The sequence below is a fragment of the Pseudonocardia bannensis genome, assembly GCF_012911875.1.
Taxonomy (GTDB): Bacteria; Actinomycetota; Actinomycetes; order Mycobacteriales; family Pseudonocardiaceae; genus Pseudonocardia; species Pseudonocardia bannensis.
Window position 1 is genome coordinate 22,731 of the sequence record NZ_JAAXKZ010000005.1, and the last position, 23,478, is coordinate 46,208.

Sequence of the window (23,478 nt, forward strand, 5' to 3'; positions counted from 1 at the left end):
CGTCGCACCCCCACCCCCGAGGAGAACCATGTCCCGCAGGTCCGCCGCCGTCCTGCTCACGACCGGGGTCGCCGCCGTCCTGGCCGGCTGCACGAGCACCGCTCCCCCGGCGAGCGACGCCGCCAACGCACCGATCGAGGTCCGGGCGGGCGACACCTCCTGTGAGCTCGCAAAGGCCGAGGCCCCCGCCGGAACGATCTCCTTCGCCGTCACCAACACCGGCTCCAAGGTCACCGAGTTCTACCTGTACGGGACGGGCGACCGGATCATGGGCGAGGTCGAGAACATCGGTCCCGGGCTGACCCGGCCGCTGATCGTCGAGGTGCCCGACGGCGGCACCTACACCACGGCGTGCAAGCCGGGCATGGCCGGCGACGGCATCCGCGCCCCGTTCACCGTGACCGGCACCGCGACCCGCTCGGTCGACGACAACGCGAAGCTCGCCGAAGCCGCCGCCGGTTACCAGCGCTACGTGACCTCCCAGATCGAGGCGCTCGTCGCGAAGAACCAGGAGTTCGTCGACGCCGTCAAGGGCGGCCAGGTCGAGCAGGCCAAGGCGCTGTTCCCGATCTCCCGGACGTACTGGGAGCGGATCGAGCCGGTGGCCGAGTCGTTCGGCGACATCGACCCGAAGATCGACGGCCGGGAGGACGACGAGCGCGAGCCCGGTGTCGCCTTCACCGGTTACCACCGGCTGGAGAAGGACCTGTGGGTGGACGGGCTGCAGGCCGACTCCCCCGCCATGGCCGACCAGCTGCAGGCCGACATCCTCGATCTGCAGAACCGGGTGCGGACCGTCGAACTGACGCCGGTCCAGCTCGCGAACGGGGCGAAGGAGCTGCTCGACGAGGTGGCCACCGGCAAGATCACCGGCGAGGAGGACCGCTACTCCCACACCGACCTCTACGACTTCAAGGCCAACGTGGAGGGCTCGCAGGCCGCGGTCGCGGCGCTGCGGCCGGTGATCGACGAGAAGGACCCGCAGCTCGGACCGACGCTGGACCAGCGCTTCGCCGCGGTGGAGGCGCTGCTGGAGACCTACCGCGCGGGCGACGGCTTCGTGCTCTACACGCAGCTGACCCCGGAGGACGTCAAGAAGATGGCTGACGCCGTCGACGCGCTCGGCGAGCCGGTCAGCCAGGTCGCCGGCACCGTCACGGCATGAGCGACCAGGACACCCCGCAGGCGACGCCGAACCCTCGGACAGCGGCCCCGTCGGATCCGGAGCCGTCCGGGCCGCGGCTGTCCCGTCGCCGGCTGTTCGGGGTGGCCGGCGCGGGCGTCGCGCTGGCGGGGGTGGGTGCGGCGGCCGGTTACGCCGCCGGGAGCAGCGCCGGCTCCGCGGCGGCCCGGGACGGGGTGGTCGCGTTCCGCGGCGACCGCCAGGCCGGGATCATCACGCCGGCCCAGGGCCGGCTGCACTTCGTCGCGCTCGACGTCACCACACCCGATCCGGCGGCGGTGCGCCGGCTGCTGCAGCGCTGGACGCTGGCCGCGGAGCGGATGACCGCGGGCCTGGAGACGACGGAGGGCGGCGCGGTCGGGGGCAACGTGCAGGCGCCGCCCGCCGACACCGGTGAGGCGCTCGGACTGGCCGCGTCGTCACTGACGCTGACCTTCGGGATCGGGGCGAGCCTCTTCGCGAAGCTCGGGCTCGACGCGCAGCGGCCCGCCGCGCTGGCCGATCTGCCGGCCTTCACCGGGGACAAGCTGGATCCCGCCCGGTCCGGCGGAGACCTGTGCATCCAGGCCTGCGCCGACGACCCGCAGGTCGCCGTGCACGCCGTGCGCAACCTGGTGCGGATGGGTTTCGGCACCACCTCGGTGCGCTGGTCGCAGCTGGGCTTCGGGCGCACCTCCTCGACCTCGACCGCCCAGACCACCCCGCGCAACCTGTTCGGCTTCAAGGACGGCACCAACAACCTCAAGGCCGAGGAACCGGCCGAGCTCGACAGGCACGTCTGGGTGCAGCCTGGCGACGGCCCGGACTGGATGGCCGGCGGCAGCTACCTGGTGGCGCGGCGGATCCGGATGCACATCGAGATCTGGGATCGCACGTCGCTGAGCGAGCAGGAGATCATCGTCGGGCGGACCAAGGGCGAGGGCGCCCCGCTGGGCCGTGCGGCCGAGTTCGATACCGCGGACTTCTCCGCGAAGGGTGCCGACGGCGAACCGGTCATCGCCACCGAGGCGCACATCCGGCTGGCCTCGGCCGAGAGCCTGGGTGGGGTCAAGATCCTGCGCCGCGGTTACAACTTCGTCGACGGCACCGACGGGCAGGGCCATCTCGACGCGGGCCTGTTCTTCATCGCGTTCGTCCGCGACCCGGCGACTCAGTTCGTACCGATGCAGCGGGCACTGTCCACCAAGGACGTGATGATGGAGTACCTCGAGCACACCGGATCGGCTGTGTTCGCCTGCCCTCCAGGACTCGGCCCCGGCTCCTACTGGGGTCAAGCCCTCTTCGACGCCTGACCCCCGCGAGTCGCGGTACTTCCGCCCGCGAGCCGCGGTATCTCCGCCCGCGAGTCGCGGTATCTCCGCCCGCGAGTCGGGGTCAAGGGGTGGTCGCGCCTGCGTAGCGGTCGGCCGCCGCCCAGACCAGCCGGGCGTAGTTCACCGAGCGGTTGTAGGTGAGCACGCCGTCCCACCAGCCCTCGCCGCTGGCGGTGTCTCGTCCATCGGCGCACAGGTAGGCCGCGGCGGCGCGGGCGGCGTCGTCGATCTGCTGGGGGTCACGCATGCCGTCGCCGCTGCCGTCCGCGCCGAAGCGGGCCCACGTCCCGGGCAGGAACTGCATCGGGCCGACGGCACGGTCGTAGGTGGTGTCGCCGTCGAGCCGGCCGCCGTCGGTGTCGAGGATCTCGGAGACTCCCGCGGAACCGTCCAGCGGGACCCCGATGATCGACGGCCGGACGACTCCGTTGACATCGAGATCGGCACGACCGAGCCGGCCGTGGTCGGACTCGACACGACCGATGCCGGCGAGCGTCGTCCAGGACAGCCGGCAGTCCGGGGTCGCGGCCCGCTGGGCGAGCTCGGCGGCCGCGTAGGCCTGCAGCGCACGGGCGGGGACGGTCGTCCGCTCGGCGACCTCGGTGGACCAGGTGACGAGGTCGACCGTCTCGGCCAGGGGTGCGCCCTGTGCGACCGGGGTGTCGCGGTCGACGCGGGCCGGGGTGAGCCCGTCTCCGCGGCGGGACTCCCCGATGCCGGACAGGTTCCCGACGACGACCACGGCGATCCCGAGGAGTACGACCGCGGCGAAGAGGCCGGAGATGATCGTCAGCGGTCGCACGACTCCACCGTACGGATGGCGGCTGAGAGTGATCTCAGGGCGGGAGTCGCGACTCGCGGGCCGGGCCACCCCGACTCACGCACGGGATCACCCCGACTGGTGGGCGGACTCACCGCGACTCGCGCACGGAATCACCGCGACTCGCGGGCCAGTGTCGGTGCCAGGTCTCGGCGTCGAGCGCATGCGGGTCGTGCCCGGACTCACGGGCGGCGCGTTCGGCGTCGCGGACCGTGTCGGCGAACCGCCGCGCCGTGCCGCGTAGCTCCGCCTCGGGATCGACGCCCGCGAGCTTGGCCCGCGCGGCCAGGGCGAACAGCTGGTCCCCAACGGCCGGCCCGGCGGGCAACAGGTCGGCCGGCAGCCCGGCCCGGGCGGTGCGGCTGGTCAGCTTCGCCGCCAGCGCGACCGCGGGCTGCCCGAGCGGAACGCCGTCCACGCTGGACTCGCGCTGCTTCTCCACGCGCTTGAGCTCCTCCCAGCGGTGCTGCTGGCGCTCGGCGGTGTCGATGCGCTCGGTGCCCGCGAACACGTGCGGATGCCGGCCGACGAGCTTGGCGACCAGCTCGCCGGCGACGTCGTCGATGTCGAACGGCTCGCCGTCGGCGCCCTCGCAGGCGACCCGGGAGTGGAACAGCACCTGCAGCAGGACGTCGCCGAGCTCCTCGCGCAGCGCCTCCCGGTCACCGTCCTCGATCGCCTGGTAGAGCTCGTAGGACTCCTCGACCAGGTACTGCAGCAGCGATGCGTGGGTCTGCTCGGCGTCCCACGGGCACCCGCCCGGCGAGCGCAGCCGGTCCATCACCGCCACCGCGTCGAGCAGGGCCGCCCCGGCCGGTTCCGGCGTCGTGATCACCTCGTCGGCACCGGCCACGGCCGGGTGCGCGGGGTCGGTGGTGAGCAGCACGGCGTCCGCGGGCAACGGGCCGTCCAGGCGTTCGGCCCCCGCCGCGTCCGCGACCTCCGCGGGCACGTCCGCCGCGGCGATCACGACCGGCGCGGTGCGCAGCGCCGGGAGCGCGGCAGCGGGCAGCACCGCTCCGAGCCGCGGCGAGAGGACGACGACGGTGCGGGGCACCTCGGCGCTCAACCGACCGACGGCGGCGTCAGGATCGCGCCGGCCTCCTGGCCCTCGGCCACGACCCGCAACCGGATCGGGTCCCACACGCCGTATCGCGGGTTCACCCGGACACCGATCTCGTCGGCGAGCGGCTGCAACATCCGTTCTCCGATCTTCACCAGGGTGGCCTGGTCGATCTGGCTGGCGACCGACGGGCCCGCGGGCGGCGCGTCGGTGCGGCGCTCGGCCACGCGCAGCACGATCCAGCCGCTCTGTTCCGGCGCGGGCTGGAAGACCACGATCCGCCCGTCGGTGGTACCGAAGAACGCCATCGCCGCCGCTTCCGGGTCACTCGTGGCGCGGAACTGTAGGCCGCGCTGGGCGTTCACCGCGAAGACGGCGTCCGCCGCGGCCCCGCCCGCCGCGATCGCGCGGGCCTTGGCCTCGGCGTCCTCGCGGGAGGTCGCGGCGGCGACGTCCACGGTGACGGCCAGCCCGTCGATGTGGCGCCGGGCCAGCTCGGCGGCAACCAGCTCGTCGCGGACCCGCTCGCGCAGCGCCGGCAGGTCGTACAGCGACGACTGAACGGCCAACTCCGCCCCGCCGTTCGCGGCCAGCTCGGCGTCGATCTGCGCGTCCGATATGACGATGCCCTCGGCCGCGGCGGTCCGCGCCAGCAGGTCGTGGACGACGGCGCGGGACACCACGTCGCGGGCGATGTCGTCGCTGCCCACACCCCGCGAGGCCAGCTGGGACACCGCTTCGGTCTTGGCGAGCGCGACGTCGAGCCGGGACTGCACCTCGGCCAGCGGAACGGCGTCCGCGCCGACGATCACGGCGGAGCCGACCTGACTCGGCCCGCTGCCACACCCGCTCACCACCGCGCCGACGACCGCAACGGCCACCGCCACGCGTCCAAGCTGCCTGCGCACGACCCTTACCCTCTCACGCTCCACCCGCGCCGCTCCGGGCGCCCGGCCCGCGCACGGCGCGCCGACCTGGGACATCGTGCCGTCACGGCCCGGATCGGCCGTCACCGACACGCATCACCCGAGCCCGACCCGAACCCCGGTGCCCCGGCGCGCGGTCGGCCCCGGTCGCGGTCAGGAGCGAGCCGGACGGCCCGGTGTCACATCCGGTGCCCGGCACCATGCGACCGCCGTGGCGCCGGCCCCTCGCCCGGCGCCACGGCGATCAGCTCTCGGCACGCACGACGAGGGTGTTGCACACCTTGTCGGCGAAGGTCTGCCGGCGCTCGTCCCAGATCGGCCACAGGTAGCCGAGGTAGAACGGCAGCCCGTCGAGGACGTGCGCGAGCTGGCGACCCACCGCGAGCCCGAAACCGACCGGCCGGCCGGTCGTGGCCAGCAGCAGCCGGGTGCCGACGACCTTCTTGCCGATGCTCTGGCCGGTGGTGCCCTGGCGGTAACCGCTGTTCCACACCGCGAACGCGAAGACCGCCGCGGAGGTGAGCATCGAGCCGGTGAACGCCAGGCCGAGGTCGCCGGACAACGACAGCGGAAGCGCGACGACCAGCGCGATCAACGCCGGGATCGCACCGTCGATCAGAGCACTGCCGACCCGCGCGCCCCACGACGCCGGCGCGATCTGCGGCGGGGCCCGTAGCCGCCGGTAGGACCGGAGTGAGCGGGAAATCCGTAGGACGGCGCACCGTAACCGCCCGGCGCGTAACCGGGCTGCGCGTAACCGGGCTGGGCGTACGGCTGCTGGGGGTAAGGCTGCTGGCCGTACTGGTACCCGTCGGCCCCGGGCGGCGGGCCGGGCCGGGAGTACGGATCCTGCGGGGGGACGACGGTCATCGGAGCCTCCGGGTCGCGGGGAGAGCCTGCGTCCCGGGGGGCGGGAACAGCGCACGTGCTCTTACCCGTGTCCTCGCCGCAGCGGCACCGGCGTTACGGTCCGCGCCCGATCCGATGCCGGCGGTGTCGATGGATCATCGTGGACCGGCCTACTCCCCCGCCGACGCCCCGGCCGGCACCTTCGCGGGCGCCACCAGGTCGTTCAGCAGCTTCGTCACCCACTCCAGCAGCCCGACGTCGCGCAGCGGCGCGCCCCCGATCCGGCCGCCCTCCACGGGCTTGGGCACGGTGACCAGCCGCGCGGCCGGCTTGTAGTTGCCCTTCGGGTGCAGCCGCTTGAACCGCATCTGGGCGGAGTCGGCGAGAACGACCGGCCCGATCCGGATCAGGTTCCCGGCCGCGGCGACCTCGGAGATGCCCAGCGCCCGACAGGCCTGCCGGAACGCGGCGACGGCGAGCAGGTTGCGCACCGGGGTGGGCGGCTCGCCGTAGCGATCGGTGAGCTCCTCGACGATCGCGTCCAGCGCCGCCTCGTCGCCCGCCTCCGCGATCTTGCGGTAGACCTCCAGACGCAGCCGCTCGCCCGTCACGTAGTCGTGGGGCACGTGCGCGTCGACCGGGAGGTCCACCCGCACCTCGGCGAGCTGCTCCTCCTCGGGCACCTCCGAGCCCGCCTGCTTCCGGAACGCCGCGACGGCCTCGCCGACGAGCCGGATGTACAGGTCGAACCCGACACCCGCGATGTGCCCGGACTGCTCGGCGCCGAGGATGTTGCCGGCACCGCGGATCTCCAGGTCCTTCATCGCGACCGCCGCGCCCGAGCCGAGCTCGGAGTGCTGGGCGATCGTGGCGAGCCGGTCGTGCGCGGTCTCGGTGAGCGGGTGTTCCGGCGGGAACAGGAAGTAGGCGTACCCGCGCTCGCGCCCTCGGCCGACCCGGCCGCGCAGCTGGTGCAGCTGGGAGAGGCCCAGGGTGTCCGACCGCTCGACGATCAGCGTGTTGGCATTGGAGATGTCCAGCCCGTTCTCGACGATCGTGGTACAGACCAGCACGTCGAACTCGCGGTGCCAGAACCCGTTGACGGTGCGTTCCAGCACGTCCTCGTTCATCTGACCGTGCGCGACCGCGATCCGCGCCTCGGGAACGAGCTCCTGGATCCGCTTCGCCGCCTTGTCGATGCTCGACACCCGGTTGTGCACGTAGAACACCTGGCCGTCGCGCAGCAGCTCACGCCGGATCGACGCGGCCACCTGCTTGTCGTCGTAGGCGCCGACGTAGGTGAGCGTCGGGTGCCGGTCCTCCGGCGGGGTCGCGATCGTCGACATCTCACGAATGCCGGCCAGGCTCATCTCCAGCGTCCGCGGGATCGGCGTGGCGGAGAGGGTGAGCACGTCGACGTGCGTGCGCAGCGCCGTGATGTGCTCCTTGTGCTCGACGCCGAAGCGCTGCTCCTCGTCGACGATCACCAGCCCGAGATCCTTCCAGCGCACCCCGTTCTGCAGCAGCCGGTGGGTGCCGACGACGACGTCGACGGTGCCCTCGGCCAGGCCCTTGACCGTCTCCTTCGCCTCGCTCGCGTCGGTGAACCGGGACAGTCCCCGCACGGTCACCGGGAACGCCCGCATCCGGTCGGCGAAGGTCTGCAGGTGCTGGGTGGCCAGCAGCGTCGTGGGCACCAGCACGGCGACCTGCTTGCCGTCCTGCACCGCCTTGAACGCCGCCCGCACCGCGATCTCGGTCTTGCCGAAGCCGACGTCGCCGGAGATCACCCGGTCCATCGGGACCGGGCGCTGCATGTCCGCCTTGACCTCGTCGATCGCGGCGAGCTGGTCGGGCGTCTCGGTGTACGGGAAGGCGTCCTCGAGCTCGCGCTGCCACGGCGTGTCCGGCCCGAACGCGTGCCCGGGCGCCGACTGGCGCGCCGCGTAGAGCTGCACGAGCCCGGCGGCGATGTCGCGGACGGCCTTGCGCGCGCGCCCCTTCGTCTTGGACCAGTCCGCACCGCCGAGCTTGTTCAGCGTCGGCTGCTCGCCGCCCACGTAGCGGCTGATCTCGTCGAGCGCGTCGGTGGGCACGAACAGCCGGTCGGCGGGCTGACCCCGCTTCGAGCTCGCGTACTCGAGCACCAGGTACTCCCGGGTTGCTCCCTGGACCTCCCGGTGCCGCATCTCGACGAACCTGCCGATGCCGTGCTGGTTGTGCACGACGAAGTCACCGGGTTGCAGGGTCACGAGGTCGACGGTGTTGCGCCGGCGCGCCGGCATCTTGCGGGTCTCGCCGCCGGCGGCCCGGCTGCCGGTCAGGTCGGCCTCGCTCAGCACGACGAGCCCGATCGCGGCGGCGGTGAACCCGTCCGCGACCCGCCCGCAGGTCACCGTGACCACACCCGCCTCGGGCGGGTCGGGCAGTTCCTCGACGAGCCGCGCGGGCACATCGGCCTCGCGCATCTGCTCCAGTGACCGCTCGGCGGTGCCGTGACCCGCGACGACCAGCAGCGCCGCGCCGCCGGCCGCGGTGTGGGCGCGCAGGTCGACCAGCGCCCGGTCGGTGTCGCCGCGGTAGGACTCGACCTCGTGCACGGCCGGGACCAGCGCGTCGTCGGCTCCGCTGAGCAGCGGGCTGAGCGAGACGACCGGACGCCCGGACGCGGTCGCGTGTTCCAGGACCTCACCCAGGTCGCGGTAGGCGGACGCCCCGATGTCGATGGGCGCCTGCCCACCGGTGCCGGCGGCCAGCCAGGACGCCTCCAGGAACTCCTGCCCGGTGCGCACCAGGTCGTGGCTGCGGGTGCGGATGCGTTCGGGATCGGCCACCAGCACCAGCGCACCGGCCGGCAGCAGGTCGGTGAGCAGCTCCAACTCGCCCCCGACCAGGGCCGGGATCAGCGACTCCATGCCCTCGGACGGGATGCCCTCGGCGAGGTGGGAGAGCAGCTCGCGCAGCTGCGGGTTGTTCTCGTGCTCGCGGGCCAGCACGGCGGCGCGCTGCCGGACCGGCTCGGTGAGCAGCAGCTCCCGGCAGGCGGGCGCGACGATCTCCTCGACGGCCTCGACCGAGCGCTGGTCGGCCACCGCGAAGGCGCGGAGCTCGCTCACCTCGTCGCCCCAGAACTCGACGCGCACCGGGTGGTCGGCGGTCGGTGGGAAGACGTCGACGATGCCGCCGCGCACCGCGAACTCGCCGCGCGTGGTCACCATCTCGACCCGGGTGTAGGCCAGCTCGACCAACCGCTCCAGCAGCCGGTCGAAGTCGTGCTCCTCGCCGACGCGCAACCGGATCGGGTCGAGGGTGCCCAGACCCGGGGCGATCGGCTGGATGAGGCTGCGGGCGGCGGCGACGACCACGCGCAGGCTGTCGTCCTGCGTGCTCAGCCGGCGGAAGATCGTCAGCCGACGGCCGACCGTGTCCGGGCGCGGGGACAGCCGCTCGTGCGGCAGCGTCTCCCAGGACGGCAGCACGGCGACGGCGTCGGCCCCGAGCAGGTCGGCGGCCGCGGCGCCGAGGTCCTCGGCCTCCCGGTCGGTGGCGGTGACGGCGAGCACGGTCCGCTCGGCCCCGCCCTGGTCCGAGGGGGCGGCCAGCACGGCGGCCAGGACGGGCCGCAGGGCCGTGGGGCCCTCGACCCGCACAGCGGGTACCTCGGCGCGGCCGGCCGCCGAACCGGCGGCGGCCCGGGCGGCGTCGGAGACCGAACGCAGGCCCGGATCGGTCAGGGCGGAACGGAGCAGACCGGACAGGACGGGCGGGCGAATGGCCACGTCGGGATACCCCTTGGGAGATGAAACGCATGCGGACACACCCCTGCCCGGGGCGGAGGGCCCGGTGGGGTCGCTACCTCCACGATACGCCGAACGGCTCCACCACCTGCTGAGGACCGCTCAGGCAGCGATAGCGCCCGTGGCCCAGGCGTGCGCGGCAGCGCCCCGGCGCCGACCGGACCGGCGGACCGCCGCCCCGCGGATCGCGGGGCGGCGGGTGCGGATCAGGGCCGCGGAGGCAGTGCCGGGCGGCGCCGCGACGGCCGCGTCGCCGGGTCCGGGGGACGCACCGCGGGCCGCTCCTCGAGCGCGGCGAGCGCCAGATCGACCGCGGTCTCCAGTTGCGGGTCGCGCCCGGCCACCCAGTCCTGCGGGGTGATCACGACCTCGACGTCGGGCTCGACGCCGTGGTTCTCCACGCTCCAGGCCAGGTCGTCGAACCAGAACGAGTAGCGCGGCTGGGTCACCCGGGTGCCGTCGACGAGGCCGTAGCGGCTGTCGATCCCGATCACCCCACCCCACGTCCGGACCCCGACGACCGGCCCGATGCCCATCCGCTTGAACGCGGCGGTGACGATGTCGCCGTCCGAACCGGAGTGCTCGTCGGCCAGCGCGACCACCGGGCCCCGCGGGGCGTCACCGGGGTAGGTCTCGGGCTGCCGATGGCGCACGACGTCCCAGCCGATCACCTTGCGGGCCAGCTTCTCGATCACCAGCTGCGACGTGTGCCCCCCGCTGTTGCCGCGCACGTCGACGATCAGGCCGTCGCGCCGGGTCTCGCGGCCGAGGTCGCGGTGCAGCTGGGCCCAGCCGCTGGCCACCATGTCGGGCACGTGCAGATAGCCCAGCCGCCCGCCCGAGCGCTCCGCCACGAACGCCCGCCGGCCCGCCACCCAGTCCTGGTAGCGCAGCGCGAGATCGTCGGACAGTGGCCGGACCACCACCCGGCGGACCTCGTCACCCGACCGCACGGTGAGCTCGACGAGCTGCTCGGCGGTCCCCACCAGCAACGGTGCCGGCCCGAGCTCCGGGTCGACCGGCTGCCCGGCGACCTCGAGGATCACGTCGCCCTCCCGGACGTCGACGCCCGGCCCGGCCAGCGGGCTGCGGGCCCGCGGCGCCGAGGTCTCCGGCGGCAGCACCCGGGCCACCCGCCAGTGCCCCTCCCCGTCGGGCTCCAGGTCGGCGCCGAGCAGGCCGGGACGCCCCGACCCGTTGCCGTTCGCTCCGCCGCCGATCACGTAGGCGTGCGACGAGCCGAGCTCGCCGTGCAGTTCCCACAGCAGGTCGACCAGGTCGTCGTGGCTGCCGACGGCATCGACCAACGGCCGGTAGCGGTCCAGCTCGGCGGCCCAGTCGACGTCGGCCATGTCCGCGACCCAGAAGTGGTCGCGCATCAACCGGCCGGTCTCGTCGAACATCTGCCGCCACTCGGCCGTCGGGTCGATCGTGACGGTGATCCGCCGGGTGTCGATCTCGAACTCGTCGGCGTCGGAGTCACCGGGAGCCCCGGAACCGGAGCGGTCCGTGCGCAGCACCCGCAGGGTCGAGCCGTCGCGGACCACCAGCCGGGTGCCGTCGCCGCTGACCTCGTAGGCGCTGATCGGGTCGGCGATCACCTCGAGCTTGCGGCGCTTGAGGTCGTAGCGCTCCAGCACGGGCCGCGGCCACTTCTCGCCGGTGATCGCCCGGCCCTCACCGAGGATCCCGGCGACCGGCGAGCGGAACCACAGCAGGCAGTCCTTGCCGGCGCCGAGCCCGCTGTAGCGGCCCTCGGACACGGGCACCGGCACGACCCGCGCAGCCAGCCCCTCGATGTCGACGACGACCTCCGGCGGGGCGTCGGACTTCCTCGCCTGCTTGGCCTTGTCGCCGGTGGTGGGCATCGCCGTCTCCTCGGCGCCCTCGGTCGCGTCGGTGGCCTCCGCGGGGGCCGCGTCCTCGTCGGCGGCCGGCAGGTCCTCCGGGCCCTCGTCCGCGGCCGAGGTCGGCCGCCCGTCCGGGCTGGCGCCGAACGGCGACGGGGTGCGGGCGGCCAGCGGCACCAGGAACGGCCGCCACGACGCCGGGAAGGTCAGGTCGAACGAGTGCTGGTCGTAGATCGGGTCGAAACTGCGCAGCGACAGGAAGGCCAGGTACTTGCCGTCGGCGGTGAAGACCGGGTGGGTGTCGACGAACCGGGGCTCGGTCACCTCGACGAGGGTGTCGTCGGCGATCCGCACCATCATGATGCGGCTCAGCCCGGCCTCGGCCGGATCGGCGTAGGCCAGCCACGCACTGTCCGGGGAGTAGCTCAGACCCGACATCTCCCCGTCGGCACCGCGGGCGAGCTCGCGCAACGCCCCGCCGGCGGTGTCCAGGACGAGCAACCGCCCGTCGTGGGTGGCCAGCGCGACCGTGGCCCCGTCGGGGGCGGCGGCGAGCTCGAGCACCCGGCCGATCTCGCCGGCGCCGTAGCGGACCGGCCCGGTCGCGTCGGCACCGGCGGCGTGCGGGTCGATCGGCGCGATGGCGACCGCGTCCTCGCCCTTGGCGTCGTCGATCCACACCGCCCGGTCCTCGCCGAGCGGCTGAGCGAGCCGGGCGCGCACCCCGGGCTCGGCGAGCAACGTCCGGGCCGGCCCGTCACGGTGGGTCAGCCGGTGCACGGTGCCCCGGACCTGGGCGATGCTGGTCCGGCCGGTGCGGTCCGGCACCGCGCGGGCCAGCCACCGTGCGGTGTCGATGCGCCTCGGCTCGCGCGCGGTGCGCGGCCCGCCGAGACGGACGTCGAGCCGGCGCGGCTGCGCGCCGTCCAGGTCGTCGACCACCCACAGTTCACCCGCCGACTCGTAGATCACCCGGCTGCCGTCGGTGGCGGCGTGCCGGGCGTAGAACGCGGGCGCGCCCTCCGCCCCGTGGTCGGTGTGCCGACGCAGCCCGGCCAGGTCCCCGTCGAGCGGCAGCGAGTAGAGGTTGCCCCAGCCCTCGTGGTCGGACAGGAACGCGATCCGGTCCCCGACCAGCATCGGTGAGTCGAGCTGGCCGTCCAGCTCCGAGGCGAGCCGGGTGAACTCCCCCGACCCGGTCGGGTCCCACCACAGTTTCCCCGCGGTGCCTCCGCGGTAGCGCTTCCACCAGGCCATGTCGCGCGACATCGTCGTACCGAGCAGCACGGCGGACCCACCGTCCGGGGGCAGCGCCAGATCCGACACCGGCCCGAAGTCCAGTCGCCGGGGCGCCCCGCCGGCCGTCGGGATCGCGTGCGCCCAGCTCCGGCGGGCCGACGCCTGGCCTGCCGCGGTCACGGCGAGCACCTCGCCGTCCGCGGTCCAGCCCACCGTCCGGGTCCGCGGGTCGCCCCAGTAGGTGAGCCGGCGCGCGCCGCCCCCCTCCACGTCGGCGACGAACACCTCCGGCGCGCCCTCCCGCCAGGACGTCCACGCGACCCGGGCACCGTCGGGAGACAGTCGCGGGTTGGCCGCGGGCACGGCGTCGGCGGTCAGCCGGTAGGCCCGCCCGCCGGACAACGGTGCCGACCAGACGTCGTCCTCGGCCACGAAGACGACCGAGTCGGCGTGCAGGTGGGGGAAGCGGAGGTAGCTGGGGGACATGAGGCCAGACGGTATCTACCCGCTCCGACGGCGGGGGGCGGCGATCCCCGCCGAACCGGACACACTGCGGCCTTACGAACAGGCCCGGAAGATGTGGCGCATGCAGCGGTCGCGACGACACCGGATCACGTGGACCACGAGCGTCGTGGCGCTCGTGTTCGCCCTGTCGGGCTGCTCCGCGGACCGGGCGTCGGTGGCTCGTGACGGCGAGGCGGCGCCCGCGGCGAGCGGCGCCGAGACCGTGCCGGTCCGGGTCGACACCCCGCAACTGCGCGTCAGCACGGTCGCCTCCGGCCTTTCCCATCCCTGGGACCTGGGCTTCCTGCCCGACGGTCAGGTGCTCGTGAGCCAGCGCGACGGGCGGTTCGTCCTGCTGTCCGGGACCTCCCCCGGGGCGGCCGTGACGCCGGTGGCCGCCGACTTCAGCGACCTGCTGGCCCGCGGTGAGGGCGGCTTGATGGGGCTCGTCGTGCACCCCGACTTCGCGCAGAGCCGCCGGTTCACGACATGCCAGACCCACACCGAGAACGGGAACCCGGTCGACATCCGGCTGGTCACCTGGCAGCTCGCGCCCGACGCCCGGTCGGCGACCCGGGTCGCCGACCCGCTGGTCGGCGGGCTGCCCGTCAACCCGTCCGGTCGGCACTCCGGTTGCCGGCCCACACTGGCTGCCGACGGCGCCCTGCTGGTCGGCACCGGGGACACCGCGCGCGGCACCATCGCGCAGGACCTCGGCTCGCTCGGCGGCAAGGTGTTGCGGGTGGACCTGACGACCGGCGGGCCGGCGGCGGGCAACCCGTTCGCCGACGCGGCCGATCCGGCCCAGCGGCTGATCTGGACCTACGGGCACCGCAACGTGCAGGGTGTCGCGGTCCGGCCGGGGACCGGCGAGGTCTACATCGCCGAGCACGGCCCGACCACCGACGACGAGGTGAACCGGCTGCGGGCCGGGGGCAACTACGGCTGGGACCCGGCGCAGGGCGGCACGGTCGGCGGCTACGACGAGTCCGTGCCGATGACCGACCTGACGCGCTACCCCGACGCGGTGCCGGCGGTCTGGAGTTCCGGCCGCCCCGTCGAGGCCATCTGCGGTGCGGCGTTCATCTCCGGGCCGCAGTGGGGCGCCCTGGACGGCACGCTCGCGGTGGCGGCGCTGCGCGGCAGCAAACTTCTGCTCATGACGCTGGGAGCGGACGGTGCGGTCGCGTCGGTGGGGGTACCGGCCGCTCTCGACGACACCTTCGGCCGGTTGCGTGCGGTGCGCAGTGGCCCGGACGGAGCGCTGTTCGTCACGAGTTCGAACGGCACCGACGACGTCGTGCTGCGGATCGACCCGGCCTGAGAGTCCTCAGTCGACCGGGTCGAGCCCGGTCAGCGGCGCGACGCCGAGCACCAGCTTGGACATGTGGAACGCCTCGGCGTAGCGGGCGTGGCACTGCACGCCGCGGATCCGCGCCAGACCGCCGAACGTCTCCGCGTCGAACCAGCTGCGGTCCCGTTGGGAGCCGTAGTGCTCGTGCAGCTTGGCGATCTTCTCCCGCAGCACCGGCTCGGCGAGCGGGAGGAAGACCGACGGCTGAACCAGGTCGCCGTCCCACTTGACGATCTCGTAACCCAGCGTCAGATGGTCGCGGAACGCCGTGGGCACCATCTGCGCCAGCGTGCGGTGATCCTGGTGCGCATCGTGCGGCGAGGGCGCGAAGACCAGGTCCGGCTCCCCCGGCGCGCGCATCTCCTCCAGAGCCTGCTTCGCCCGCTCCCATCGGGTCGGCACCCGGCCGTCGGGCAGGTCGAGCACGGCGATCTCGAGGTGTGCACCGGGGCAGAACGCGGCGAGCGCGGCGCGCTCCTCCTCCTCGCGCAGCGAGGACCCGCCGGTGAGGATCAGCGCCGAGACCCGGACCCCCGGATGGGACCGGCAGAACTCCAGCAGCGAGCCACCTGCACCGATGGCGATGTCGCCGCAGTGCGCGCCGAGCAGCAGCATCCGGTCGATGCGCTCCGGCAAGAGGCTCAACATCCGGTCAGTCTTCCACGAACGGGCCAGCGCTCACCCGAGGGTGCGTCACCCGGACGTGTCGCACGGCCGGATGCTCAGCGGGCGCGGAGGCGAGTCAACCGCTGCGTCGTCGGCCAGCGCACCTCGTGCGCCCACCCGAGGCGCTCGAACAGCCAGATCACCCGGGCGGAGATGTCGATCTGACCCCGCAGCACGCCGTGGCGGGCGCAGGTGGGGTCGGCGTGGTGCAGGTTGTGCCAGGACTCGCCCATGGACAGGATCGCCAGCGGCCAGAAGTTGCGCGACCGGTCGCGGGAGCGGAAGGGCCGCTCGCCCACCATGTGACAGATCGAGTTGATCGACCAGGTGACGTGGTGCAGCAGCCCCATCCGGACCAGGCCGCCCCAGAAGAAGCCGGTCACCGCGCCGGCCCAGGACCAGGTGATCAGCCCGCCGAGCACGGCGGGCAGGATCAGGCTGATCGCGACCCAGAGCCCGAACAGCTTGCTGACCCGACGCACCGCACGGTCGGCGAGCAGGTCCGGGATGAAGCGCTCGTAGTTCGACTTGCGCCGGTCGAACAGCCAGCCGATGTGCGCCCAGAAGAACCCCTTGGCCACCGCGACCGGCGACGTCCCGTACCGCCACGGCGAGTGCGGGTCGCCCTCCTTGTCGGAGTACGCGTGGTGGCGCCGGTGGTCGGCGACCCACGCCAGCACCGAGCCCTGGATCGCCAGCGACCCGCTGATCGCGAGCGTCACGCGCAGCCACGGCCGGGCCTTGAACGACTTGTGCGTGAAGTGCCGGTGGTAGCCGACGGTGACACCCAGGATGCCGACGACGTAGAAGACCGCCGCGATGACCACGTCGTGCCAGCCCAGACCCCACCCCCAGACCACGGGAACCGTGGCGACCAGGGCGAGCATCGGGGCGATCACGAAGGCCCAGACGAGGCCCTGCTGCCAGTTGGTGCGGTCCACGCCGAACAGCGGTTTGACTCCGGCCGGCGCCGGTGGGGCGCCGGCATCGGCGGGGATCGGGGGGTTCGCGGGGGCAGCGGCCTCGGCGGGCATTGCGGGGTCACCTCGAGATTTCGGGAAAACAGATCGGTGCGACGGCTCGACCGGGTCGCACCTCCCGGAGAGTAAGCGAGTCGACGCGCAGCGCGCAGCACCTGGGCCCCCCACACATCGGGTGGTGAGCGCCCCACCACGATCACCGCAGTGTCACTGCCCCGACGGCGGCGATGCGGAGCCTGCAGTACCGCCATGCCAGGATGGAGGCCTGTCCGCCGTGGTGTAACGGCAGCACCTCGGATTTTGGTTCCGATGGTCCAGGTTCGAATCCTGGCGGCGGAGCAGCCGCTCGCGGCCGCCTGCGCGGCTCGCCGCACACGGCCCTTCCCAGCACCCGCGCGGCCGGCCGGTGGATTGTCCCCGAATGTGCGCCGCATCACACTCGTCTGTCCCGGTACCTGCTCGTCCACGGCGGCTTCGCCGGTGGGTGGTTCCGGGACGACGTCGTCCCGCGGCTGGAGAAGGCGGGCCATCGCGTCGACGTGGTCGCCCAGCTGCCGAGCGGCGGGTCCGGGCCGGATCCGCGTTGGGCGTGATCGGAGACGGCCCCGCGGCCTGGGTCGTCCCCCGGGAGGACGGCACCCTCCGCGTCATGGATGATCTCGACTGCTCCGGCGTCTGCTGTGCGCCGACGTGGAGCCCGAGCGGGCTGCGGCGAATCTGCGACGGCACACTGCGTCGTCGATGTCCGGCGTGACCGCGCCGAGCACCGGGCCCGAGCGTCGACACCCCGTGACCTACATCGTCTGCGAGCGCGACCAGGTCCTGGCACCGGCCGTGCCGGAGCGGCTCGCCGCGGACGCCGACCCCATCGAACGGCTGCCGTCCTCGCACCAGCCGATGTTCTCCCTGCCCGACGCGCCGGCGGACGTCCTCGACCGGGCGCGTTGACCACTGGCCGGGTCCGGTTGTGCCCCACCGGACCCGGCCGAGCGGGCCGCGCGCCCGAGCCGATCGGCACGCCCGCGCGTCGTCACCCGGGCGCCGAGCCCCCTCCGCCCGACGCCCGGGTGCATCCGTGCGGCGGTCAGGCCGACGTCATGGCGCCACCTCTGGCTCCGGCGTGGTGGCGTGGCGGTAGGACAGATCGAGCAGGCCGAGGACCACGTCCACCTCGGCGGTGGTGCGCGGCGCGTACACCATGACCGCGCCCGCCGGCGCGTGGCCGGACGTGACGGCGGGGTGCGGCTCGGCCCAGCCCGCCGCGACGACCCGGTCGGCAGCGTCCGGCGGCAGGGTCAGGTGCAGGCTGTGGTCCGGCGCCGGGTGGACGTGGGCGTACTCCCGGCCGATCAGGAACGCCGCGGGTGGGCCGGCGATGACGTCGTCGTCGAGCACGAGCGCCCGGGCGCCCGGCACGGAGATGCGGCTCGGCGCCGCGTGCACGCCGGGCGGCAGCGCGTCGAACACCCGGCGCACGAGGTCCGCGGCCACCTCGGTGGGCGACTGCTGGTCGATCTGGCGGTGCGGCATCCCGTCGCTCACGGCCGGCCGCGGCCCGTCCCGCGTCGGGACGGCTTCCATCGGCGCGTTCACGACCAGGTCACCTCGAGCTGGATGTTGTCCGGGTCCCGGAACACGAGCAGGGCGTACTCGAACGGTTCGGTCCGCTCGGTGACCCCGGAGTGCGGGATCCCCAGCGCGTCGAGGTGGTCACGCCAGCCGTCGAGCTCGGCCCGGGTGGCGACGGCCAGCGAGACGTGGTCGAGACCGGTGCGGTGCTCGGCGAAGGTCTCGGCCGCGTTGCGCTCGTGGTGGGCCAGTCCGATGAAGAGCGGGGCGTCCGGCCGGGCCATCACGACGGTGTGCCCGCCATCGCCGTGCTCCTCGACCATCACCCGCTGCATTCCGAGGACCCGCTCGTACCAGGCCTCGCTGGCGGAGACGTCCGTGACGGTCAGGCCGACGTGGTGGAACCCGGCGATCGGGGGCGCGGATGACTCGGTGGACGTCTGGATCGGATCGCCCATGGCTGTCTCCAAGCTCGATCCTCGCTGATGTACACCCATACTGGAATGACGTTCTATAATGAGACTACAGTCACACACCAGCGTCAAGAGGGCATCCATGACGACGGGGTCACGCACCAGGAAGCGGGAGGGCCAGGCGCGACGGGCCCGGGCCACCCGGCAGCGCATCGTCACCGCCGCCACCACGTTGTTCGTCCGTGACGGCTACCTGCAGACGACGATGGCGGACATCGCCCGCGAGGCGGGCGTGGCCGTGCAGACCCTGTACCTGGCCTTCGGCAGCAAGGTCGCGGTGCTCGCCGCGGCGGTCGACATCACCATCGCCGGGGACGACGAGCCCTCCCCGGTCATCGAGCGGGAGTGGTACCGGCGGCTGCAGGACGAGCCGGACGGCCGGCGCGCGCTCGGCGTCTTCGTCGACGCGGCGACCGAGATCATCGGCCGCTTCTACCCGCTCTACGCCGCCGTGCGGGCCGCCGCCACCGATCCCGAGCCGGCCGAACTGCTCCACTCGAACAAGCGGATGCGCTTCACGACGTTTGAGGTCGTGGTGACCGAGCTGACCACCAAGGCCGGCTTCGCCGACGGACTCGGCGTGCGCCGGGCGACCGAGATGCTCTACGCGCTGCTGTCCGAGGAGACCTACGGGCTCCTCGTCGCGGAGCACGGCTGGACGGTGCCGGACTGGTCGGCATGGGTGCACCGGCACGTCGGCGCCGAGTTCTACCCGGGCTGAGCGGGCGTCCGGCGCCGGCAGGACGACGGGTGGCCACCGTCGTCCGGTGGGCCACCCCTGGTCGTCGATCGTGGTCCGCGGGAGCGGGGCCGGTCCGGCTCCCGACCGCGGATGGGCTCAGTGCCCGCCCGTGGGCTTCGGCGGCGGTGTCGGCTCGGGTCGGCCGTTCCCGGTGCACCTCATGTCGACTTCTCCTCTCCCGAATGCTCGTTCGCGACGTCCCGGACTGCGCCGGATCAGTGGCACATCAGCTCAGCGCCGCGTCGAGGGTGATGGTCGTTCCGGTCAGCGCCTTGCTGACCGGGCACTGCTCCTTGGCGGCCTGTGCGGCCCGCTCGAACCCGGCCGCGTCGAGATCGGAGACCTCGCCGCGGACGGTCAGCTGGATCCCCGTGATGCGGAACCCGCCCTGCGGGTCCGGCCCCAGCGACACGTCGGCCGTGACGTCCAGCGCCTCGGGCGTGCCACCGGCCTCGGCGATCAGCGCCGAGAGCTGCATGGCGTAGCACGAGGAATGCGCCGCGGCGATGAGCTCCTCGGGGCTCGTGGTGCCACCGGCGTCGTCGGCGGCGCGCTTGGGGAAGTTCACGTCGTAGGTGCCGACCTTGCTGCTGCTCAGCTCGACCTGCCCGGAGCCCTTCTCGAGGGTGCCGTTCCAGGCCGTCCGCGCGGTACGGGTGGGCATGTCTCCTCCTCCTTCGAGCGATCGCTCCCGGTCAACCCGTTCGGTCGGCCGATCCTTCGCGTCCTCACAATGCGTGAGACGACCGGTCCATGCACTGCGGCGAGCGGAGCAACCTGCGCGCTCAGCGGTGGAGGTGGTCAGCGCACCTGCACCCGGTCGTCGATCTGGAGGAAGTCGTAGAACGCGCCGGCGTCCTCCGTGCCGAGCCGCACACACCCGGCCGACGGGGTCGACAGGTTGCCCTCGTGGAAGGCGATCCCACCCTCGGCGAAGAACACCGCGAACGGCATCGGCGCGTTGTTGAACTCCGCACTGCGGTGGTTCTTGTTCTTCCACTCGACGCGGAAGTTCCCCCGCGGGGTCTCGTGCCCCGGTCCACCGGGACTCATCCGGACCGGGCCGCGGACGACCTGGCCGTCGTCGATCAGCCACGCCTTCTTGGCATCCACGTCGACGCACGCCCTGGCCGCTGCGGTGCAGGGGGTGCCCTCGACCATCGGAGCCTCAGCCCCGGCCGGGACGCCCTGAGCGTGGCCGACACCCATCGAACCGAGGGTTCCGACGCCCACCAGACCGGCGGTGACCGCCGCCCTGACCCGGGGCCGCCGGGCCTTGCTGTGCTTGCCCATCGGAATCCCTCGTCCGCAGCTGCTCGACCGGGCGGATCAACGACGGCCCGACCCGATGGTTACGAGCCTCCCGGGGTGATGCAGGGGAGGGACCGGATGCATTCCGGACGCCGTAGGATCCGGTCCGTCGCGGACGCCGCGTCACCGCTCAGTTGCCGAACGGCTCCCGTCGTTCCAGCGGACCGGCGCCGACGCGCGGACGTAACGAGCCAAGGAGTGGGGCCCATGCCCGATCGTCACGGCGGACACGATCGATCCGGCGGGGCTCCCGATCCCGTCGCTTCGACGGATCCGAACGGGACGAGCCGACCGGCCGCCGCGATCGTGCTGGCCGCCGGGGAGGGGACCCGGATGCGCTCCGCGGTCCCGAAGGTCCTGCACGCCATCGGTGGCCGCAGCCTGCTCGGCCATGCGGTGCACGCGGCTGCGGCGCTGGACCCCGAACACCTCGTGGTGGTCGTCGGACACGCCCGCGAGCAGGTCGCCGGCGCCGCCGCGGACCTCGGCGAGGAGCTGGCCCGGCCGGTGCTGACCGCGGTCCAGGAGCAGCAGCTCGGCACCGGTGACGCGGTGCGGGCCGGGCTCGCGGCGCTGCCCGCGGACGTGCGCGGGACGGTGCTGGTGAGCTGCGGTGACGTTCCGCTGCTGGACACCGCGACGCTCGCCGCCCTGCTCGCCGAGCACACCGCGGTCGGCGCCGCGGTGACGCTGCTGACCACCGAGTTGGACGACCCGACCGGCTACGGACGCATCCTGCGCAGTGCCGGCACGGTCACCGGCATCGTCGAGCAGAAGGACGCCGACCCCGACCAGCGCGCGATCACCGAGGTCAACTCCGGGGTCTACGCCTTCGATGCGGGCTTCCTCGCCGCCGCGATCGGCCGGCTGGACACCGAGAACAGCCAGAACGAGCTGTACCTGACCGACCTGGTCGGCATCGCGGCCGCCGACGGCGCCACCGTCGGCGCGGTCCGCTGCCCCGACGAGTGGCTGGTCCGCGGCGTGAACGACCGCGTGCAGCTCGCCGAGACCCGCGCGGAGCTCAACCGGCGGGTGCTGGAGCGCTGGATGCTCGCCGGGGTGACCGTGATCGATCCGCCCAGCACCTGGGTCGACGTGCAGGTGCAGCTGGGCACCGACGTCGTCCTGCACCCGGGCACCCAGCTGCACGGCGCCACCGTGATCGGCACCGGGGCCCAGGTCGGCCCCGACACCACGCTGACCGACTGCGAGATCGGAGCCGGTGCCACCGTCGTCCGCACGCACGGCAGCGGTGCGGTGATCGGCACCGGCTCGTCCGTCGGCCCCTTCGCCTTCCTGCGGCCCGGCGCCCGGCTCGGCGAGGACGGCAAGATCGGTACCTTCGTCGAGGTGAAGAACGCCGACATCGGCGCGGGCAGCAAGGTCCCGCACCTGACCTACGTGGGCGACGCCTCGATCGGTGAGATGAGCAACATCGGGGCGTCATCGGTCTTCGTCAACTACGACGGCGTCAACAAGCACCGGACCGTCATCGGATCCCACGTCCGGACCGGTTCGGACACCATGTTCATCGCTCCGGTCAGTGTGGGCGACGGCGCCTACACCGGCGCCGGGACCGTGCTGCGCCACGACGTCCCACCGGGGGCGCTGGCCGTGTCGGCCGGGTCACAGCGCACCATCGAGGGGTGGGTCCGGAAGAACCGCCCGGGTACCCCAGCGGCCGATGCCGCGGAGAAGGCCGACGCCACGGCGCTCGACCCCGCGCCCGGCCCCGGCACACAAGCAGCGGACGAGACCGGACACCCCGGCCGAGGAGGCACAGCACGGTGAGCGCGATGTCGGCCATCCCGAAGAAGAACCTCATGCTCTTCTCCGGGCGGGCCCACCCGGAACTGGCCGAGCAGGTGGCCAAGGAGCTCGACGTCACGATCACACCGCAGTCGGCGTACTCCTTCGCCAACGGTGAGATCTTCGTCAGGTTCGAGGAGTCCGTGCGCGGCTGCGACGCGTTCGTGCTGCAGTCGCACTCCGCCCCGATCAACGACGCGATCATGGAGCAGCTGATCATGGTCGACGCGCTCAAGCGCGCCTCGGCCAAGCGGATCACCGTGGTCATGCCGTTCTGGGGCTACGCACGGCAGGACAAGAAGCACCGCGGCCGCGAGCCCATCTCGGCCCGCCTGATCGCCGACATGTTCAAGACGGCGGGCGCCGACCGGATCATGACGGTCGACCTGCACACGTCCCAGATCCAGGGATTCTTCGACGGCCCGGTGGACCACCTGTTCGCGCTGCCGGTGCTCGCCGACCACGTCAAGAAGACCTACGCCGACCGCGAACTCGCGGTGGTCTCCCCCGACTCCGGCCGGGTCCGGCTCGCCGAGCGCTGGGCCGACGCGCTGGGCGGCACCCCGCTGGCGTTCATCCACAAGACCCGCGACCCGATGAAGCCGAACGAGGCCGTGGCCAACCGCGTCGTCGGCGAGGTCCAGGGCCGGACCTGCGTCGTCATCGACGACATGATCGACACCGGTGGCACGGTGTCGAAGGCGGTGGAGGCGCTGCTCGCCGAGGGTGCCGCCGACGTGATCATCGCGGCGACGCACGGCGTGCTCTCCGGACCGGCGACCGAGCGGCTGTCGGGCTGCGGCGCGCGCGAGGTGGTCTTCACCGACACCCTGCCGATCCCGGACGAGAAGCGGTTCCCGAACATGACGGTCCTCTCCATCGCACCGCTCGTGGCCCGCGCGATCCACGAGGTGTTCGACGACGGGTCGGTGACCAGCCTGTTCGACGGGAACGCCTGACCCGCACCCGGCACGTCACGACGGCCCGATCCGCGCTGCGGATCGGGCCGTCGTGCTGCTGCAGGGCG

The 23,478-nt window shown here is 73.2% G+C and carries 20 protein-coding genes and 1 tRNA gene; 8 read left to right on the plus strand and 13 right to left on the minus strand.

Features of this window, described 5'->3' with window-relative positions; all coding sequences use genetic code 11:
• Positions 1-28 precede the first annotated feature (28 nt).
• The gene (gene efeO, locus HF519_RS02535) at positions 29-1,165 is read left to right on the plus strand and encodes an iron uptake system protein EfeO (RefSeq protein WP_169409977.1); all 1,137 of its coding nucleotides are present in this window, start codon (positions 29-31) and stop codon (positions 1,163-1,165) included.
• Positions 1,162-2,475: an iron uptake transporter deferrochelatase/peroxidase subunit gene (gene efeB / locus HF519_RS02540; protein WP_169409978.1), complete on the plus strand. Its 1,314-nt coding sequence runs from the start codon at positions 1,162-1,164 to the stop codon at positions 2,473-2,475. Before efeO ends, efeB begins: the two co-directional genes overlap by 4 nt.
• An 82-nt stretch (positions 2,476-2,557) precedes the next feature.
• On the opposite strand, the gene HF519_RS02545 is transcribed toward efeB, so the two are convergent.
• From HF519_RS02545 to HF519_RS02570, 7 genes are all read right to left on the minus strand, one after another.
• A complete protein-coding gene (locus HF519_RS02545) occupies positions 2,558-3,298 on the minus strand; it encodes a lytic transglycosylase domain-containing protein (protein WP_312859855.1) in 741 nt (246 codons plus the stop codon).
• Positions 3,299-3,407: 109 nt separating this feature from the next.
• Entirely contained in the window at positions 3,408-4,385 is a 978-nt protein-coding gene (locus tag HF519_RS02550) for a nucleoside triphosphate pyrophosphohydrolase (protein WP_169409980.1), read from the minus strand.
• Entirely contained in the window at positions 4,382-5,266 is an 885-nt protein-coding gene (locus HF519_RS02555) for a hypothetical protein (RefSeq protein ID WP_169409981.1), read from the minus strand. Before HF519_RS02555 ends, HF519_RS02550 begins: the two co-directional genes overlap by 4 nt.
• 283 nt (positions 5,267-5,549) lie before the next feature.
• Positions 5,550-5,900: an RDD family protein gene (locus HF519_RS30855; protein ID WP_246242244.1), complete on the minus strand. Its 351-nt coding sequence runs from the start codon at positions 5,898-5,900 to the stop codon at positions 5,550-5,552.
• 20 nt (positions 5,901-5,920) lie between these two features.
• On the minus strand, positions 5,921-6,175 hold the full coding sequence (locus HF519_RS30860; RefSeq protein ID WP_246242246.1) for a hypothetical protein: 255 nt from the start codon (positions 6,173-6,175) through the stop codon (positions 5,921-5,923).
• A gap of 149 nt (positions 6,176-6,324) precedes the next feature.
• Positions 6,325-9,927: a transcription-repair coupling factor gene (gene mfd / locus HF519_RS02565; RefSeq protein WP_169410037.1), complete on the minus strand. Its 3,603-nt coding sequence runs from the start codon at positions 9,925-9,927 to the stop codon at positions 6,325-6,327.
• A 230-nt stretch (positions 9,928-10,157) separates the two neighbouring features.
• Positions 10,158-13,526, minus strand: a complete 3,369-nt coding sequence (locus tag HF519_RS02570) for a S41 family peptidase (RefSeq protein WP_169409982.1) — start codon at positions 13,524-13,526, stop codon at positions 10,158-10,160.
• Positions 13,527-13,626: 100 nt separating this feature from the next.
• Between HF519_RS02570 and HF519_RS02575 the strand changes: the two genes are divergently transcribed.
• Positions 13,627-14,868, plus strand: a complete 1,242-nt coding sequence (locus tag HF519_RS02575) for a PQQ-dependent sugar dehydrogenase (protein WP_169409983.1) — start codon at positions 13,627-13,629, stop codon at positions 14,866-14,868.
• Positions 14,869-14,874: 6 nt separating this feature from the next.
• Here the strand turns inward: HF519_RS02575 and HF519_RS02580 are convergent, their stop codons facing one another.
• Entirely contained in the window at positions 14,875-15,546 is a 672-nt protein-coding gene (locus tag HF519_RS02580; protein WP_169409984.1) for a PIG-L deacetylase family protein, read from the minus strand.
• Positions 15,547-15,620: 74 nt separating this feature from the next.
• Positions 15,621-16,598 (minus strand): acyl-CoA desaturase, encoded by a 978-nt coding sequence (locus HF519_RS02585; RefSeq protein WP_169409985.1) that lies wholly within the window; start codon positions 16,596-16,598, stop codon positions 15,621-15,623.
• Positions 16,599-16,812: 214 nt separating this feature from the next.
• Here HF519_RS02585 and HF519_RS02590 point away from each other — a divergent pair.
• Positions 16,813-16,883: transfer RNA gene (locus tag HF519_RS02590), tRNA-Gln, on the plus strand.
• Positions 16,884-17,333: 450 nt separating this feature from the next.
• A complete protein-coding gene (locus tag HF519_RS30215) occupies positions 17,334-17,492 on the plus strand; it encodes a hypothetical protein (protein WP_211169440.1) in 159 nt (52 codons plus the stop codon).
• Positions 17,493-17,639: 147 nt separating this feature from the next.
• On the opposite strand, the gene HF519_RS02600 is transcribed toward HF519_RS30215, so the two are convergent.
• Together HF519_RS02600 and HF519_RS02605 are read right to left on the minus strand one after the other, a co-directional pair.
• Positions 17,640-18,137, minus strand: a complete 498-nt coding sequence (locus HF519_RS02600; RefSeq protein ID WP_211169441.1) for a luciferase domain-containing protein — start codon at positions 18,135-18,137, stop codon at positions 17,640-17,642.
• The gene (locus HF519_RS02605) at positions 18,134-18,571 is read right to left on the minus strand and encodes a VOC family protein (RefSeq protein WP_169409986.1); all 438 of its coding nucleotides are present in this window, start codon (positions 18,569-18,571) and stop codon (positions 18,134-18,136) included. Before HF519_RS02605 ends, HF519_RS02600 begins: the two co-directional genes overlap by 4 nt.
• Positions 18,572-18,668: 97 nt before the next feature.
• On the opposite strand from HF519_RS02605, the gene HF519_RS02610 reads away from it, so the two are divergent.
• Complete coding sequence (locus HF519_RS02610) at positions 18,669-19,307, plus strand: TetR/AcrR family transcriptional regulator (protein ID WP_169409987.1); 639 nt, start codon at positions 18,669-18,671, stop codon at positions 19,305-19,307.
• Between the two features lie 247 nt (positions 19,308-19,554).
• On the opposite strand, the gene HF519_RS02615 is transcribed toward HF519_RS02610, so the two are convergent.
• Positions 19,555-19,992 (minus strand): OsmC family protein, encoded by a 438-nt coding sequence (locus tag HF519_RS02615; protein ID WP_169409988.1) that lies wholly within the window; start codon positions 19,990-19,992, stop codon positions 19,555-19,557.
• A 137-nt stretch (positions 19,993-20,129) separates the two neighbouring features.
• Complete coding sequence (locus tag HF519_RS02620) at positions 20,130-20,621, minus strand: L,D-transpeptidase (RefSeq protein ID WP_169409989.1); 492 nt, start codon at positions 20,619-20,621, stop codon at positions 20,130-20,132.
• Positions 20,622-20,846: 225 nt separating this feature from the next.
• Between HF519_RS02620 and glmU the strand changes: the two genes are divergently transcribed.
• Complete coding sequence (gene glmU / locus HF519_RS02625; protein ID WP_169409990.1) at positions 20,847-22,433, plus strand: bifunctional UDP-N-acetylglucosamine diphosphorylase/glucosamine-1-phosphate N-acetyltransferase GlmU; 1,587 nt, start codon at positions 20,847-20,849, stop codon at positions 22,431-22,433.
• A gap of 5 nt (positions 22,434-22,438) precedes the next feature.
• The gene (locus HF519_RS02630; RefSeq protein ID WP_169410039.1) at positions 22,439-23,410 is read left to right on the plus strand and encodes a ribose-phosphate diphosphokinase; all 972 of its coding nucleotides are present in this window, start codon (positions 22,439-22,441) and stop codon (positions 23,408-23,410) included.
• Positions 23,411-23,478: the final 68 nt, after the last annotated feature.